Origin of the sequence: Huintestinicola butyrica (assembly GCF_025567215.1) — a bacterium.
GTDB classification, from domain to species: domain Bacteria; phylum Bacillota; class Clostridia; order Oscillospirales; family Ruminococcaceae; genus Huintestinicola; species Huintestinicola butyrica.
In genome coordinates this window covers 245,606-261,276 of record NZ_JAOQKB010000001.1, presented here as the reverse complement: position 1 = coordinate 261,276, position 15,671 = coordinate 245,606, and the positions used below count along the sequence as shown (strand labels likewise).

General features: G+C 45.3%; 13 protein-coding genes. 1 reads left to right on the top strand and 12 read right to left on the bottom strand.

Translation table 11 applies throughout. The features are described 5' to 3' along the window. Positions 1-17: 17 nt before the first annotated feature. Positions 18-1,139: a type IV pilus twitching motility protein PilT gene (locus OCV68_RS01185; protein WP_022475094.1), complete on the bottom strand. Its 1,122-nt coding sequence runs from the start codon at positions 1,137-1,139 to the stop codon at positions 18-20. 72 nt (positions 1,140-1,211) lie between these two features. Next, positions 1,212-2,900 (bottom strand): GspE/PulE family protein, encoded by a 1,689-nt coding sequence (locus OCV68_RS01180; RefSeq protein ID WP_022475093.1) that lies wholly within the window; start codon positions 2,898-2,900, stop codon positions 1,212-1,214. A 195-nt stretch (positions 2,901-3,095) separates the two neighbouring features. Here OCV68_RS01180 and OCV68_RS01175 point away from each other — a divergent pair, with 195 nt between their 5' ends. After that, positions 3,096-4,106, top strand: a complete 1,011-nt coding sequence (locus OCV68_RS01175) for a prepilin peptidase (protein WP_262570209.1) — start codon at positions 3,096-3,098, stop codon at positions 4,104-4,106. A 55-nt stretch (positions 4,107-4,161) separates the two neighbouring features. Here the strand turns inward: OCV68_RS01175 and OCV68_RS01170 are convergent, their stop codons facing one another. The 10 genes from OCV68_RS01170 to glgA form a co-directional block, all read right to left on the bottom strand. Then, positions 4,162-4,962, bottom strand: a complete 801-nt coding sequence (locus OCV68_RS01170) for a prepilin-type N-terminal cleavage/methylation domain-containing protein (RefSeq protein ID WP_262570208.1) — start codon at positions 4,960-4,962, stop codon at positions 4,162-4,164. Positions 4,963-4,974: 12 nt separating this feature from the next. Continuing rightward, positions 4,975-5,430: a prepilin-type N-terminal cleavage/methylation domain-containing protein gene (locus OCV68_RS01165; protein ID WP_022475090.1), complete on the bottom strand. Its 456-nt coding sequence runs from the start codon at positions 5,428-5,430 to the stop codon at positions 4,975-4,977. A 15-nt stretch (positions 5,431-5,445) separates the two neighbouring features. Beyond that, positions 5,446-8,310, bottom strand: coding sequence for a hypothetical protein (locus OCV68_RS01160; RefSeq protein WP_262570205.1), 2,865 nt, complete (start codon positions 8,308-8,310; stop codon positions 5,446-5,448). Between the two features lie 125 nt (positions 8,311-8,435). Further along, positions 8,436-9,155: a hypothetical protein gene (locus tag OCV68_RS01155; RefSeq protein WP_262570203.1), complete on the bottom strand. Its 720-nt coding sequence runs from the start codon at positions 9,153-9,155 to the stop codon at positions 8,436-8,438. After that, positions 9,155-10,711 carry a pilus assembly protein PilM gene (gene pilM, locus OCV68_RS01150; protein ID WP_022475087.1) on the bottom strand — a complete coding sequence of 519 codons (1,557 nt, stop codon included), beginning with the start codon at positions 10,709-10,711 and terminating at the stop codon, positions 9,155-9,157. Before pilM ends, OCV68_RS01155 begins: the two co-directional genes overlap by 1 nt. Before the next feature lie 82 nt (positions 10,712-10,793). Continuing rightward, on the bottom strand, positions 10,794-11,987 hold the full coding sequence (locus OCV68_RS01145; protein WP_022475086.1) for a type II secretion system F family protein: 1,194 nt from the start codon (positions 11,985-11,987) through the stop codon (positions 10,794-10,796). Positions 11,988-12,357: 370 nt separating this feature from the next. Beyond that, positions 12,358-13,185, bottom strand: coding sequence for an amidohydrolase family protein (locus OCV68_RS01140; protein ID WP_262570199.1), 828 nt, complete (start codon positions 13,183-13,185; stop codon positions 12,358-12,360). Further along, positions 13,182-13,628: a HEPN domain-containing protein gene (locus OCV68_RS01135; RefSeq protein WP_262570197.1), complete on the bottom strand. Its 447-nt coding sequence runs from the start codon at positions 13,626-13,628 to the stop codon at positions 13,182-13,184. The genes OCV68_RS01140 and OCV68_RS01135 overlap by 4 nt, the downstream gene beginning before the upstream one ends. After that, on the bottom strand, positions 13,615-13,932 hold the full coding sequence (locus tag OCV68_RS01130; RefSeq protein WP_022475083.1) for a hypothetical protein: 318 nt from the start codon (positions 13,930-13,932) through the stop codon (positions 13,615-13,617). Before OCV68_RS01130 ends, OCV68_RS01135 begins: the two co-directional genes overlap by 14 nt. Positions 13,933-14,084: 152 nt before the next feature. Beyond that, entirely contained in the window at positions 14,085-15,536 is a 1,452-nt protein-coding gene (gene glgA / locus OCV68_RS01125) for a glycogen synthase GlgA (protein ID WP_262570195.1), read from the bottom strand. Positions 15,537-15,671 lie beyond the last annotated feature (135 nt).

Sequence of the window (15,671 nt, the reverse complement as noted above, 5' to 3'; positions counted from 1 at the left end):
ATATTTTCGATATGACATCAGTTGAGGCTCATGGGGTTTGTAGCCTTCATGTAACGCTCAAACTCGTTGATATCAAGGCTCTTCTCTCGAGCGTGCATTTCGGTGATAGTGCCTTCCTTAACCATACGTGCAAGCTCCTGATCGAGGCATACCATTCCGTCCTTCCTACCTGTCTGGATAGCGGTCTGGATAAGGTGTACCTTATTGTCACGGATCATTGCCTTGATGGAGTCGGTAGCGTTGAGGATCTCAAGTGCTGCTACTCGGCCTGTTCCGTCAGCCTTGGGGATAAGGGTCTGGGCGATGATACCTACGAGAACTGTTGCAAGCTGTGTACGGATCTGGTTCTGCTGATGTGCGGGGAATGCGTCAATGATACGGTTAATGGTATCAGACGCAGATGTGGTATGAAGTGTACTCATAACCAAGTGACCTGTTTCTGCGGCGGTTACTGCGGCAGTGATGGTCTCATAGTCACGCATTTCTCCTACGAGGATAACATCGGGGTCTTCACGGAGAGCTGCACGGAGAGACAGTGCGAAGGACTCAACGTCGTCGCCGACCTCACGCTGGTTTATCATACATCTCTTATGCTCGTGAATGTACTCGATAGGGTCCTCGACAGTGATGACATGGGCGCTGCGGTTGCAGTTTACATAGTCGATCATACCTGCCAGAGTTGTGGATTTACCGGAACCTGTAGGACCTGTTACAAGGATAAGTCCTCTGGGACGCATTGCAAAATCTCCAAGAATAGGAGGCATATCCAGATCCTCAAGTGTGGGGATATCATTTCTCAGCAGACGGATAGCAATAGCTGTGTCGCCTCTCTGGTGATATACGTTTACACGGTGACGGTAGCCTCTCTTGGTAACATACGAGAAGTCGGTATCGATCCTGTTCTTGATGTTCTCGATATTTCTTCCGCCTGTCATCTGCTCTACCAGCTTCATGATAGCGCCGTCGGTCATCTCAGGGTAAGAGCTGAGCTTACGTAATGTACCGTGAAGACGAACGATAGGTGAGATCTTGGTTGTGAAGTGAACGTCCGAACAGCCGAGGACTCTCGCCTCGTCAAGAATTTTGTCGATATTGAGCACCACTCTATCGGCAGGCTTTTTTTCGATATCGATATCCATATTATCCTCCATTCTGCCACGCAGCGGTGTTCCGCACGGCGGCAATTAAATATTTTTCGGGATTTCCCCTTATTAAACGGCAAAGGTAAGCTTTACAAGCTCATCCAAGGTTGTTCTGCCTTCCAGTACAAGCTCTGCAACGTTATCACGCAGGAGCTTGCATCCCTGTTCTTTTGCAAGAGAGGAAATTGCGTCAACCTTGCCGTCGGCGGCGATAAGAGATGCCATTTCATGAGTACAAAGAAGTATCTCATGGATAGCGGTACGTCCTGTGTAGCCGGTGTTGTTGCACTTGGGGCATCCGCAGGCATCGTATATTGTAGCGGACTCGGTAATTCCGAGAAGCTCATTTTCTTCGGGAGTGGACATTCTGGGGGTCTTGCACTCGTTGCAAACGACCTTACAAAGTCTCTGTGCAACGATACCGATAAGAGAAGTTGCTACCATGTAAGGCGCAACGCCCATATCTACCAGACGGGTGATGGTGGAAGCAGCATCGTTTGTATGAAGTGTGGAGAGCACCATATGGCCTGTGATAGCGGCTCTGATAGCGATCTCTGCTGTTTCCTGGTCACGCATTTCTCCGACCATTACGATATCGGGGTCCTGACGGAGGATAGAACGGAGGGCTGCCGCAAAGGTCATGCCTGCCTTTGCATTAACCTGGCACTGGTTGATGCCTTCGATATTCTTCTCGACAGGGTCTTCGACTGTGATTACGTTAACATTGGGCTTTGCAAGCTCACCGAGAGCTGCGTAAAGGGTGGTTGTTTTACCGGAACCGGTAGGTCCTGTTACCAGCATAACGCCCTGAGGAACCTTGATAAGTCTTGAGAAACGGTCGTAGTTGTATGGTGTCATGCCGAGGTCGGTAATCTTACGAACACCAACATCACCTGTTGCCAGGATACGGATAACGCACTTCTCACCGTTAACTGTAGGAAGGTTAGATACACGGACATCAAGGGTGGTTCCGTCAACGACCTGTGTGAAACGGCCGTCCTGAGGTACTCTCTTCTCGGCGATGTTCATGCCGCTTATGATCTTGATACGTGTGATAAGGGAGTTATGTACAACGTTTGAAACGTTCATCAGCTCGATAAGATCGCCGTTTACACGGATACGTATTCTTGTGTATGTCTTGAACGGCTCGATATGAATATCCGTTGCGTTTGCACGGAAGGAGTTTTCAACGATTGTGGTACAGAGCTTAACGATAGGCGCATTATCGACACGCTCGGCGATCTCTGCTTCCTCTGCGCTCTGCTCCTCAGCCTGGAACTGGCTCTCAACGGAGTCGATAACCTTGCCGATGTTGGAGTTGGAGTATATCTTGCCTATGGCTCTGGTGATAGCTGCCTTTGTTGCAAGGACAGGAACAACGTCCATACCTGTTGTTACCTTGATGTCCTCGAAGATGTAGAAGTTTACGGGGTCGTATGAAGCAACGGTAAGTCTCTTACCGGTGATCTTGATGGCAATTATGGTGTGCTTTTTAGCCAGTGCCTCAGGTATCTTCTTTACAGCCTCGATATCAATGACGGTCTCGGGGTCGTCCAGGTCAACAAAGGGAATGTTCTGCTTTCTGGAAAGGACCTGTCCGAACTGTACGTCCGTAACATATCCCAGCTCGATAACATAGTCACCGAAAAATTTGCCGGGGACATTATCATTTTTCTTGGCGTCAAGTACATTCTGAAGCTGCTCTTCAGTAATGATGCCCTCATTAACCATGTACTGACCGATAGGAATGTTCTTCATAAACGTTATAACTCCTTCTCCGCAGACGATATTTGCTCTGCCGCATCCTAACTGCGGGAAAAATGCGGGATTTTTATTATTTGCGGTCAAAAACCGCTTTTTTGCTTGAAATAAATTGTAATTTGTGGTACTATATATGTAACCCTGCGGAAAATACCGCAGAAATTATTTTCATTATTAAAGGAGACTGATAAAATGGGCAATATCAGCTTGGAGACAATGGAAAACATAATGAACATTACAGTTTATGTTTTCGTATTTCTTTTCGGCATAACCATCGGAAGCTTTCTTAATGTATGTATCCTCAGGCTGCCGAGGGGCGAATCACTTGTTAAAAGGAACTCCCACTGTATGACCTGCGGAACACCTATTAAATGGTATGACCTCATTCCCGTGTTCAGCTGGCTGATACTCAGAGGCAAGTGCCGTGCCTGCGGTTCAAAGATATCACCCAGATATATGCTGGTGGAATCACTTACGGGAGTAATGTTCGTGGGAATTTTCCTCCGTTACAATTTCTTTGACTACGGGCTTTATCCTGTAATGCTGTGCCTGTTCATGGCAGGTCTTATCGTCCTCTGTTTCCAGGATATCGACAACAGGGAGATGTGCGTTTCTGTTCTGATCTATACTTTTATTATTGCAATCGCTTCTCATGTGCTGAACTTCATCACTGTTGATACCCAGAAGCTTTTCTTTTTCCCCGAGACTGATATCAGAGACGGAATTTACGGAATGTTATCCGTGAGCCTCGTTATCCTTGTGATGGGCTTTGTGGTAACTCCCCTGTTCTACAACGCTTTTGTCAGCGAGGAGAGAAAGTCTCTCAGAGGCGTTAAGGCTAATCTGAAGCGCACCTCGGAAAGTGACAGGAATTACAAAAAGCTGGTAGCTGAAAAGGAAGCGCTTGAAGCCAAGATCAAGGAAGAAGGTCCTGTGTTCGGCTTCGGAATGGGCGATGTTATCCTTATGGCGGCAGGCGGTCTCATGCTTGGACTGAAAGCCACAATTACCGCAGGAATCATCGCTGTGGTGCTTGGTGCAATATACGGCGTTATTCTCAAATACATCAGGCGCAACGACGACTCGGAGGATTCAAACGTATTTGCTTTCGGCCCCTTCCTCATTATCGGACTTGCTGTGGGAGCTTTTGTTAACGGCTCGCTCATTGATATGTATCTGAACTCGCTGCACATTGGAAGATAACGGATAAAATTTTACCCGTGCCGTGGTGTGAAAATCACACGGCACGGGTTTTTTGTTACTTGATAGAATAATATACGATATATGTATTCTTTGCTGCTGTAGTACCCACGTTGCTTCTTGTACCTGCATTGGCATCAAGATGAGTGTTATCAACTACTCTCTTTACGCCTGTAGTGGAAGCTGTTGCGGGAATGGTGGGGTTAGCAAGGTAAACAGAAAGCTTTGTGTAGTTGGAAGTCGCATTCTTTCTCTGGAAGAAATCATTTGCCTTCTTCTGCTTGCTGTAGTAATAGTCACTGTCAACGGTAATATCAAAGCCCTTGTCTGTAAAGTTGCTTATTCTGATATAGTAGTCGGCAGTGCCGTAGTATGCGTCACCCATTGCCATGTAGGAATTTCCTGTAGTGGCTGTGTAATCAAAGTTTGCCTGATTGAGGCTGCAAGCGGTCTTTCCGGGGAGACGGCGGACGATACGTCCGTAGAAATCTCCTCCGCTTGAGCCGGCACCGCCTGCCTTGTATGCTGTGTTATTGACAATGCAGATAACATCAACATCAGCAGCAGTAAGTACGTTTCCCTCAAGATCAGTGGGATTATTGGCAAGGAATGTGGTAACAGCTGCTTCGGGTGAAGCCTGATCCTCGTAAATTCCTATGCTCTGAGCATACTTAACATTTCCTGCAATGTAGTTTGCTATTCCAAGCTCCGATGCTTCCTGGTTGGAAAGCACGGAGGTGTTGGAATAAACATCGTTTATAGGCTGGAACATTCTCATGATACCTGCCATAATGATTCCCATGATAAGCATGGTAACGATAAGCTCGATAAGGGTAAATGCCTTAAATTTTTTCTTCACTGCAATTCCCCCTTATGAATTATCGCCGACGAAGTATTTGTAGTCAACCTGAACATCATCGTCATCTGTTGCCACAACAACACCGTCATCAATGTTTTTAAGTGTGTAAACTGCGCAGCGGGCAGTAAACTCCTTGTTTACAAACGAAGAGTTTGCGTTATCCTTTGTGCACTTGATGGTAAATGTGTAATTTCCCGATGTTGCACCGCTGTACTTTGTGGAACCTGACGGAATGCTGCTGTCATAATGAACATCAAAGAGACCCGAAGCAGTACCTGCCGCTCTCGTCTCAACATATTTCTGCTGCTCACTCATACGGTCGTTAAAATCATTGTTTGACCTGATGCGGGCACATACGGAAGCGTACATACCTACCAGAAGCAGTGAAGCTATGCCGAGAATTACCATTGCTACGATAACTTCGATCAGTGTAAAACCTTTGCAGGAGTTTTTAAAGCGTCTTTTCATATAAACTCCTCCTTATCAGGTCGCAGGTGCAGTCTTGATTCCGTTGTAGGAATAACCGACAACGCCTGTCTGCCAGCTGAACTTTGCCTCATGAGGCTGCTTGGTATTGTCGGGAGGAATATAGATAAGGCCAAAATTATTCTGACCACCGATATTTCCGATAAAAGCAGAACCCATGAACGAAGGCAATATGTCGTTTCTATTACTGTTCTGATAGTCCATGACTGCTGTGCCTCTATAATACAAGGCCTTATTGTTGTTCAAGCCTGCACCGACATAGAAAGAGGCACCGGGACCATAAAGGTAACCCATAAGTGTTGTTTTTCCACCATTATAATAATTAAGCTGTACACCGTCATCAGCATACCACATAATCTTAGGAGTTGTTACCAAAGGAATTGTGCCGCTTACAGAAGAGCCGATAGCTATAGGACTTACATTATAACCGTTTGTAAAAAACGACTCTGTCACAATCACATAATCCTTAAATCCATACACGCTGCCGGAAGGAGTATTGGGAAGGAGAATATACAGGTAGCCTGTTCCCTTTACAATAATGCCTTTCTTCGCAGTATGGTTACTACCACCGCCGTAGCAGGATTCACTTGCTCCCGTGGGATCAAGCTGGAGAATTACATTTCCCGAAGAAGTATCTACTTCAAGATAATTGCTGTTTCCTGTATAAGGTGCCAGATCTGAGATTTTCTTGACTGTTGTTGTTATAGAAGCAAGATCATCCTTATCACTGAATGTACCTACACCATCTACATTTGCCTGCTGTGCAGGGGTACGGAACTGAACGTTCATATTTGTAGATGACGGCTTATACAATGCACACAATACATCCCATACCTTAGTAAATTCCTTATCATATTCGATATTGGTATTTGCAGGGTTGAGATCATTATATACTGTTTTAAGAGCATTCTTCCATGACTGTGTAACATTTGCTGCTGGATCTGCCGTATGATCTATATAATCGAAATCAGTGATAGCAGTTCCTGACTGATCCGTAAAATCACAGGTTGATGTGTCAAAGCAGAAATACTGGGTGTACTTGCTGAAAAGTGTAGGAAGTGAAAGTCTGTCATCACCAGTTGTTCTTGTTGTTGCGTCCTTGGGAAGTGATAACTTCATATTAAAGGAAGGTGCACTGCCCGAAGCAGCAGTTACATCAGATGCTGTTACGGTAAGTCCGTCAACAAAGTCACTGCGATCCATCTTAAGTATATACTTAAGATTATCAGAATTAACTTCAATAAACTTTGCATCTACCTCTGTCTGAGGACGACCTGCCGCAATAAGCAGCTGCTTTAATGCGTGAAGCTCAACACAACCGGAATACTGTGTAACACCGGAAACAACCTGCTCATCATAATAATAGTATATCTTACCTGTGCAAAGCGCATCGTAAGAACCAATTTTCAGATTATGGTCCCAGAACGGCGTTGCATTAACAGAAAAATCGAACTTTTTGGTAGCTGCATTTGCGGTATAATTAACAATACCGCCAAGGTAGGTCTTTACGCAAGAGCCTGTTCCTGTCTTTGACCAGCCTGTTAATGATCCGTAAGGATTTGTAGGGTCAGTAACATTGGTTCTGGTCCATGTGTAGTCGATAGTGTCTCTGTCGCTGATAAATATGTCGCCCTTTACAAGAGAATTTGAACCGTTAAGATTCTGTAATCCGTTTCCGTCACCATAATAGTAACCGTCGATATACAGATTACCGTAAAGGGTATTGGGGGTATTGTTTCCCGTCTTGTAGTTCTTGGTAATAACGCTGAATGGCTTGTTACCTGGGTTGATTTTAAGATTATTGCTTGCATCAATAGTACCGTTAACAAACATAAACGGCGCAGCAGATGTAGAGGCTGCGTTTGCATTGGATCTTATTGTTACATTATTCTGAGGAATAAAGTTACCATTTACAACAAGACTTTCACCATTTGTGAAATCCAAAGCCTTCTGAGCATTGATATTTACATCGCCATTAAAGAAACCGCTTCCTATAATCGAACCGTTGTTGCCCCAGTTAAAGGAACCGCCTGTTACAGCACCGCCGATGACATCAACGTTATTGCTGAGGTTTGCGGAACCTACAGAAGTAAAGCCCACGTTTGTAGCCTTTTCCTTTTCAATAGGTGTAATAACCTTTGAAACGGTGGCGGAAATGCCATTATAAGTAGCAGTACACTCCATAAGAACCCACATATCCTTAATATAGTAGGTTGAGGAGCTTCCTCCTGAAAGATCAGCGGACTGAGCAGCAGAAATAGCATTTCTGTTGATTCCGGCACCGGAACCATCATCATAAATAAGCTTTAAAAGCTGTATTTTTACCTTGACCTTTCCGTCTCCCGGGTCAGCCATCATGCCTGAAGTGCTATCAACCCAAGAAATATCAGAAACATCAAATTCCATATAGCTGTTATCGATAATATTCTGCCATGAACTCGGATATGCAGCTTTAAGCTGTGTTGCCTGGGGGTCATTGATACTATCCCAGGCTTTAAGAGATTTACTTACATTATAAACAGGCTTGCCGGCACCATTTGTCTCAAGAACACCGGCAATAGCCTCCTCAAGCTCAAGTGCCTGGCTCTTGTCTGAAGAACCTGACGCTATCGCAGTCAGTCCGCCTGAACCATCTGACTTATACTTTGAGTCACCCATGATGGTCTGGGTGAGAACATCAACGCCGGATCTCGCAGTATAATATGCCTGGCTTTCCTCGTAGTTAGTGTTTGCTCTGTTCGTAGCGGTAGAAGCAATAGCCATTGCGCCTGCCAGCATGATTATGAGCACCGTCATAACTGCAAGAACCATCAGCAGAACAGCGCCCTTGAGCTTGCCGTGCCTGCTTTTTGCCTTAGTCATACATTTGCCACCCTTTCTATAAAATTTAAAAAAATGAGTGAAATTCTGCAAAATATTTCGCAATTTAATAAACAAGCCCACCCGAAAAAATGGTTGGTTTTTTCGGGTCGGTCTTGATTATTATTTTAGTCCTCAATATCAGCGGGATCCATGGTGTAAACCTCATAGATCTCGATGACCATATCGCCCTCGATCTTGCCGTCTTCGGTCTTACCCTCGTCCTTGTAGCTTGCGGAAACGCTCTGGAGATAAATGTTCTCCTCGTTATCAGCTACGGACTGGATAGCATCGAACACGCCGTCATTGTTTGTGCAGGTGTAGCTTACTGTTACAACAGTTCCGCCAACTGCAACACTTGCGGGAGCTGCAGGATAACCGCCCTCGTAAGCATATCCAACCTCGGGAGGAAGCTTGCCTGCGATATCAGCGTTTATCTTCATAGGATATGCAACTGCATACTTATTATATGTATATGCTTCGAGCTGTGTTGATGTAAGTCTGTCAAGAGAAATTCCTGTGATCTCGATTCCTGCGGGGTGGAGCTTATCCATCAGATACTTGCTTATCTGATAAGTCTCGCCGTAATCTCTTTCGCTCATGAACTGCTTCTGAGTTTCCTCAACGGACTTGATATCATCTTCAAGGCGCTTCTTGAGCACTTCAAGAGTATCCATCTTGGACTGAACATCGTCTCTTTCAGCTTCCTTGGCAGTAAGTCTGTCCTCAGATGCCTGGAGATCTGCAAACTTAGGCTTGATAAAGGTGAAAATACCTACGCCCAGTACAACCAGCACTGCGAGCACGATAATGATTACCTTATCTCTGTATGAAAGCTTCATGCTCATTATTCAACACCTTCTTCCTGAGTTTCATCGGTTGTTTCGGCTGTCTCCTCAACCTCGACCTCGTTGGGTCTGGATACAAAGGAAACGGTGAATGTAATGGGGTCTTCCTGAGCAGCGCCTTCAACAGCTTCGCCGCCTCCGTTGGACTGGAAGCCGTCATATACGATATTATCGAACATATCAAGATCGTAGATAGCCTTTACAGCTTCATCGGGAGCTGTGTTGTCCTTAGCTGTGCAGGAAATCTCAAAGCTGCCTGAAGTATATGCGATCTCAGCTACGGAGCAGCTGTTGTCCTGGATAGTCTTTATTACAGTGTTGAGAACATCAACTGTAAGAGCAGACTTGGTATCGAAGTTGTATGCAGCAGTATCAAGGTCAGCCTTGTAAAGAGCAACCTTGTCGATCTTAGCCTGAGTGCTGTCAACAGCGGTGAGAGTTTCCATAACCTCGGGGCTGTTGATCCACTCATCGATCTCTGCGACCTTGGCATCGTTGTTGTTGATAGCATTGGTGATACCGAATACTACAGCGGCAACTACAGCAGCGGAAAGAACTACCGCACCGCCGAGACCGATAAGGAAGGAAGAACCTGCATCAGTCTTACCTGCGGAGGAGTCAGTCTCCAGGAGGTTGATACGGTCTGTATCCTTATTGCTTCGGAACATTGCACCGATAGCATTTGCATAAGCCTGGAACTCGATGTTCTCATAGCCGGAGATGTTGTTGGGAACGCCCAGAAGGCTTGTGGAGATATCCATTCCCTCGAGAGCGTTTGTAAGACGGATATACTCAGTGGTATCGCCGTAGAATACAACGTTCTGAATGGGGTTCTCGGGATTTCTCGACTTGTGGAACTGGATCATTCTGTAGATGTTCTCGTTTACAGCCTCGTAAACGTAATCCTCGGAATTATCGTAGTCAACAGCGTCAATGGAAGCAAATCTTGCGAATGAGAGCTGATTGTCCTCGTAGAGGTTAAGGCTGACGAAGTTGGGGTCAACCTGAACTACCAACATAGGCATCTTTGCAGATGCTTTCTTATCACTGAGAATGATTCTTGAAATTGCGTTACAGGTAACTGTTACTGACTTCAGGGAAATTGAAAGCATGGAGAATACTTTTCTGAAGCAGTCAACCACTTCAAAGGGGCAGGCAGTAGCCAGGATCTTAAGAGCCTGAACGCCTTCCTCCTCAACCTCACCTGCAATGGAATAGGAGATTGAATATTCCTCTGCGATACCCATTGTGTGCTGCATCTGGTTTGTTACCATTGTAAGGAGCTGTGCATTTGTCTTTGCCTTGGGGATATGCAGTTCCTTGAAGATTACCAGGTTGGAAGACAGTGTAACAACTGCTTCTTTATCATCCATACGTCTTGCTTTCAGCTCGTCGTTGATGATGGTTGCCATTTTGGGAATATCTTTTATATGACCATTTACGATCAGACCCTCACTGAGATCGATGGTAGATGCAGAAGAAACTCTGATCCTGCCTCTTGACTCAGTACCGCGAATAATGCGTATATGTCTGTCTGTAATATCAAATGAAAGCATTCTCGTCACCTCACTAAATTATTTTTAAAATTTTTATTTACGGGTTGTACCCCGATGACTGATTTGATTTATACCCGATCTTTTAGGTAATGTTGCCCATGGAGTTGTAGATCGCAGGAAGGATACCGGCAATAACAAGACCGATAGCAGTACCCATGAAGATGATCATGACAGGCTCGATAAGACCTACCAGACGGGATACAGCCTCGTCCGCTTCTTCCTGATAGAATGCTGCGGATTTTGCAAGGATTGAGTCAAGAGCACCGGATTCCTCACCGACATAGATGATAGATGTGAACATTGACTCGAAAATGCCTGTTCTCTGAATGGAAACCGAGAGGGCTTCACCCTGTTTAACTTCGTCGATAACCGTTTCAAATTTCTTTGATACATACAGGTTATTGAGGATGTTGGAGGATTTTGCAAGGCACTCTACCATGGGGATACCCGAAGAGTAGAGGGAAGCAAGTGTGGAACCGAAACGTGCGGTATAGATCTTAACTACCAGAGGACCGACAGGTTTCAATTTGATGATAGCCTGGTCGAATTTGTATCTGATATCGGGAACCTTAAGAGCGTACTTGATAGCAAATACAAGACCGACAACGATAAGGGCGATGAGCCACCAGTACTTTTTAAATCCGTCGGAGAATGCGAACAGAGCACCTGTAAGACCCTTCATATCTTCTTCGGTAAGAAGGTCCTTGAAGGTAGGCATGATAAAGGTGAACATGATGATTACGATAGCTACGCAGAGTACGCAGAGGATGATAGGATACATCATTGAGCTCTTGATCTTGTTGTTGAGCTTTGCGTCGTTTGTGTACTGATCTTCCATCTTCTTCATAACCATATCCAGATTACCGGAGGTCTCACCGGCCTGTATCATTGATATGTAGAAGTTAGGGAAAGCGTCGCCCTGCATCTTTACTGCGTCGGAGAAGGAAGTACCCTTCTGGACCTCTTCATAGATCTCACGGTAGATCTGCTTGGGTCCCTCTTTGATCTGTTCACGCTGCATGATATCAAGCGCCTTTACAAGTGTAAGACCTGACGTGATCATTGCAGACATCTGACGGCAGTCATAAGCAAGTTCCTTTGTGGTGAACTTGTGCATATTCTTGCCGGTTCCGCCCTTAGCTTCTTTATAGCTGGAGCAGAAAAGACCTTTTTCATGAATCTTCTCAAGGAAGTCATTAACGTCCTCGGCGTTCATCTTCTGGTTCTTGACGGTGTTTCCCTGAACGTCGGTAGCCGTATAGATAAAAGTCTTCATTAAATTGTGACACCTCCGAATAAAAAATAGCTTATACCGAAAAACACACAATTATTTATTATGCTTTTCAAATACTTATCATATTATATCATTTTGACCAAAAATTAGCAATATGTTAATTTAACCAAATTGTAACCGATTATTACGACCATTTGACCAAATGTCGCATTTCTTCATATGTGCAGTTGTACAAATACAATAATAAATCAGTATTCGTATTGGCATTTTCATACTCATTCCACAAAAGCGTCCGATATCTTTCAGCAAAATGCGAACAGAAAGTTTGAAAAACCAAATTTTGTAATATTTTACATATTCAGCATTATTTTTTGTCATTTTATAAACACAGCCGATTTTTGCAGGCTCGTGTTCACAGACCCAAAAGCCTCTCAGCATTAAAATAGTATATCATTTTCTTTTCTTCTGCTGTGAGAGATGTGCTTTCTATCAGCATATGCACATCTTTCGGGTCGTTCCATGGGCTGTCCGATGCAAAAAGTACATTGTCCGCACCATATGTCCGCACAAGCTCGGTCATATGCTCGGGAGATATCCTGCCCGCAGTGTATGCCGTATCGAACCAGACATTCTCAGCTCCCGCAAGAAGCCTTGCCGCCTCGTCCTCGCACCTTACGCCGCCCATATGGGCAACAACAAATTTCACACCCGACACCTTATCCAGCACTCTTGCCATCATCTGCGCATCGGTATGGATATCGTAGGGAGACGAACAGTCAATGCCGCTGTGCATCACAACGATAAGCCCCAGCTCGCCGCATCTGCGGTATATGGGTATCATGCGTTCCTCATCGGCATAGAAGTTCTGAAAATCGCCGTGGAGCTTTATACCCTTTCTACCCTGCTCTGCCAGCCTTTCAAGCACCGCAAATACGCTTTCATCGGGATAGACCGCTCCGAAGGGGATTATATTGCCCGTCTCCTTTGCAGCCTCCTCCGCCCAGCGGTTCGTACCCTCCACCTGAGCGGATTTGGTCGCCACAGGCAACAGCACAGACATATCAACGCCGCAGGCTGACATATTTTCCGAAAGACCTTTTACGGTGCCGTCTGAGTAAAAATTCTCGTCAAAGCCCATATCAGCCTTTACCACATCAGCCAGCAGGCGAGTTATGGCTTTTTCCGCCAGTCCGTCAGGAAATGCGTGGGTGTGGAAATCAATTAGCCGTATTATTATCACCCCTTGCTTCGGCTTTTTCTGTGATAGCTGTTAAAATCAAACTTTGTGATATCACAGATAAAGTCCATCATGCTGCCGCTCATATTCATCAGCGATTTCATGGTCGATGAATTTATTTCCAGGGGAATATCGGCAGGGTACCTTGTTTCGATATAGTACCTGTTGAGCACGGCGCTTTCGTCTATCCACTGGATAAAGCTGTCGTCCATCATGGCAGCCTGCTTGCACAGCCATGTAAGGTTGTGACCGTCCAGCAGATGCCTGCTCTTGAAAAGAAGATAGCCTTTCAGTGCCTTTTCGATGCACTGCTGGCAGTGAAACGCCGCTACATAATAAAGCTGCGGATTGTCGCAAAGGACCTCCGCCGCCATTCTGTCAAGAGACGCATGATATATCCAGTCGTAATAGCGCTTGCTGTCGCCTTTTTTGCTATTCCTTGACATAGAGCCGATCACCGCCGTTCTCTACACGGTACGCAAAGGAGCAGTCGTCCTCCGCACACTCGTCCCAGTCGCTGATGTTGTACACGATGAAATCGCATGGCACAGGGCAGTCAGTCTTGAGCAGAAGCTTTGTTTCCACCTGCTCGGGAAGAATGCTGTCCTCAACGACAACACACAACTTGAAGCTTGTGACCTTTCCTGCCGTATTGGTCTTGCGTGACACAAGATATATCATACAGGGGTCGCAAAGTTTGATTATCTGCTGCACCATTTCGCCGATGATATCATTTACAGGTCCTGACATATTAAATGCTCCTTTCCATGCTGACATTCCGTCCAATCACCCCTATATTGTACCACATATTCTACAAAATGTCAATGTCATCAGGGTAAAAAATTGGGCAGAACCGCAACAAAACACGGCTCTGCCCAAAGGACTTATATCAACATCAAATTTTATCTGCCGAGAACACGGTTGTAAAGCTCCTCGTATTTTCTTGCGGAATTTGTCCATGAATAATCTGTCTTCATGCCTCTGGAGACCATCTGATCCCATTCCTTGCGGCAGTCGAAGTAGATGTGCTTTGCATAGTTGATAGTGCCCAGCAGCTCGTCTCCGTTGTAGTTTGCAAAGGAGAAGCCTATTCCTGTGCCGTCAAACTCATTATATGGCTGAACGGTATCTTTAAGTCCGCCCGTTTCACGGACAATAGGCACTGTGCCGTATCTGAGGGCTATGAGCTGAGTAAGTCCGCAGGGTTCAAAGAGGCTGGGAACAAGAACAGCGTCGGAAGCCGCATATACCTTATGAGCAAAGCCCTCGTTAAAGAAGATATTTGCGGATACTCTACCGGGCATTCTCATAGCATATTCTCTGAACAGATTTTCATACTGAGGATCGCCTGTACCAACAACAACAAACTGAGTGAACTCGTCGCAGATGCGGTCAAGGGCATATCTTACAAGGTCAAGACCCTTCTGATCGGTGAGACGGGAAATTATGCTGATAACGAATTTATTCTCATCAACAGGCAGACCAAGCTCCTGCTGGAGAGCCTTCTTGTTGGCAGCCTTGCCCTTCTTTATGCTGCGGGTGCTGTACTGCTTTGCGATGCAGGTATCGGTCTCAGGATTATATGCCTGATAGTCGATGCCGTTAACGATACCGCAGAGAGACTGATTTCTTGCTCTGAGCAGGCCGTCCAGACCCTCGCCGTAATAGCCTGTCTGTATCTCCCCTGCATATGTATTGCTGACGGTGGTGATGAAATCGGAGTAAACCAGGCCGCCCTTGAGCATATTTGCGTCCTTATTGAACTCAAGCTTATCAGGAGTGAAAACATAATCGGGCAGACCTGAAAGCGCCTTGATAGTATCAATATCCCACACGCCCTGGAAGCGGAGGTTGTGGATAGTAAAGATAGTCTTTGTTCCGTAGTAGAACGGATTATCTTTATAAATAGTATGGAGGTAAACAGGAACAAGACCTGCCTGCCAGTCGTGGCAGTGGATAATGTCGGGGCGGAAGCCCACAACAGGCAGGATAGCAAGCACAGACTTTGAGAAATAGATGAACTTTTCGATATCGTATCTGGTATCCGCATAGGGCTTATCTCCGCCGAAATAGAAAAGGTTATCAACAAAGTAGAAGGTTATGCCGTCGTACTCATATTCCATAATACCGACATGGACGCTGGAAAAGCGCTGACCCATATCCATATAAAAATGGTGTACGTACTTGAAATTATTGCGGAACTTGTCGGGGATACAGCGGTAGTTGGGCAGTATCACACGGCAGTCATATTCATTCTTATCAAACATTTTGGGCAGAGTTCCCACAACATCGGCAAGGCCGCCTGTCTTTATAAAAGGAACACACTCGGAAGCAACAAACAATATATTTTTCATAAGCTCCTCCTGCATTAAGGCGGCACGATACCTGCACACCTTATATTTATATGAATATTATAAAATATTTTTCTGATTTCGTCAAGACTTTTTTATAAAATGCACAGTATATTTCAGAGGATATATTTCGCCACT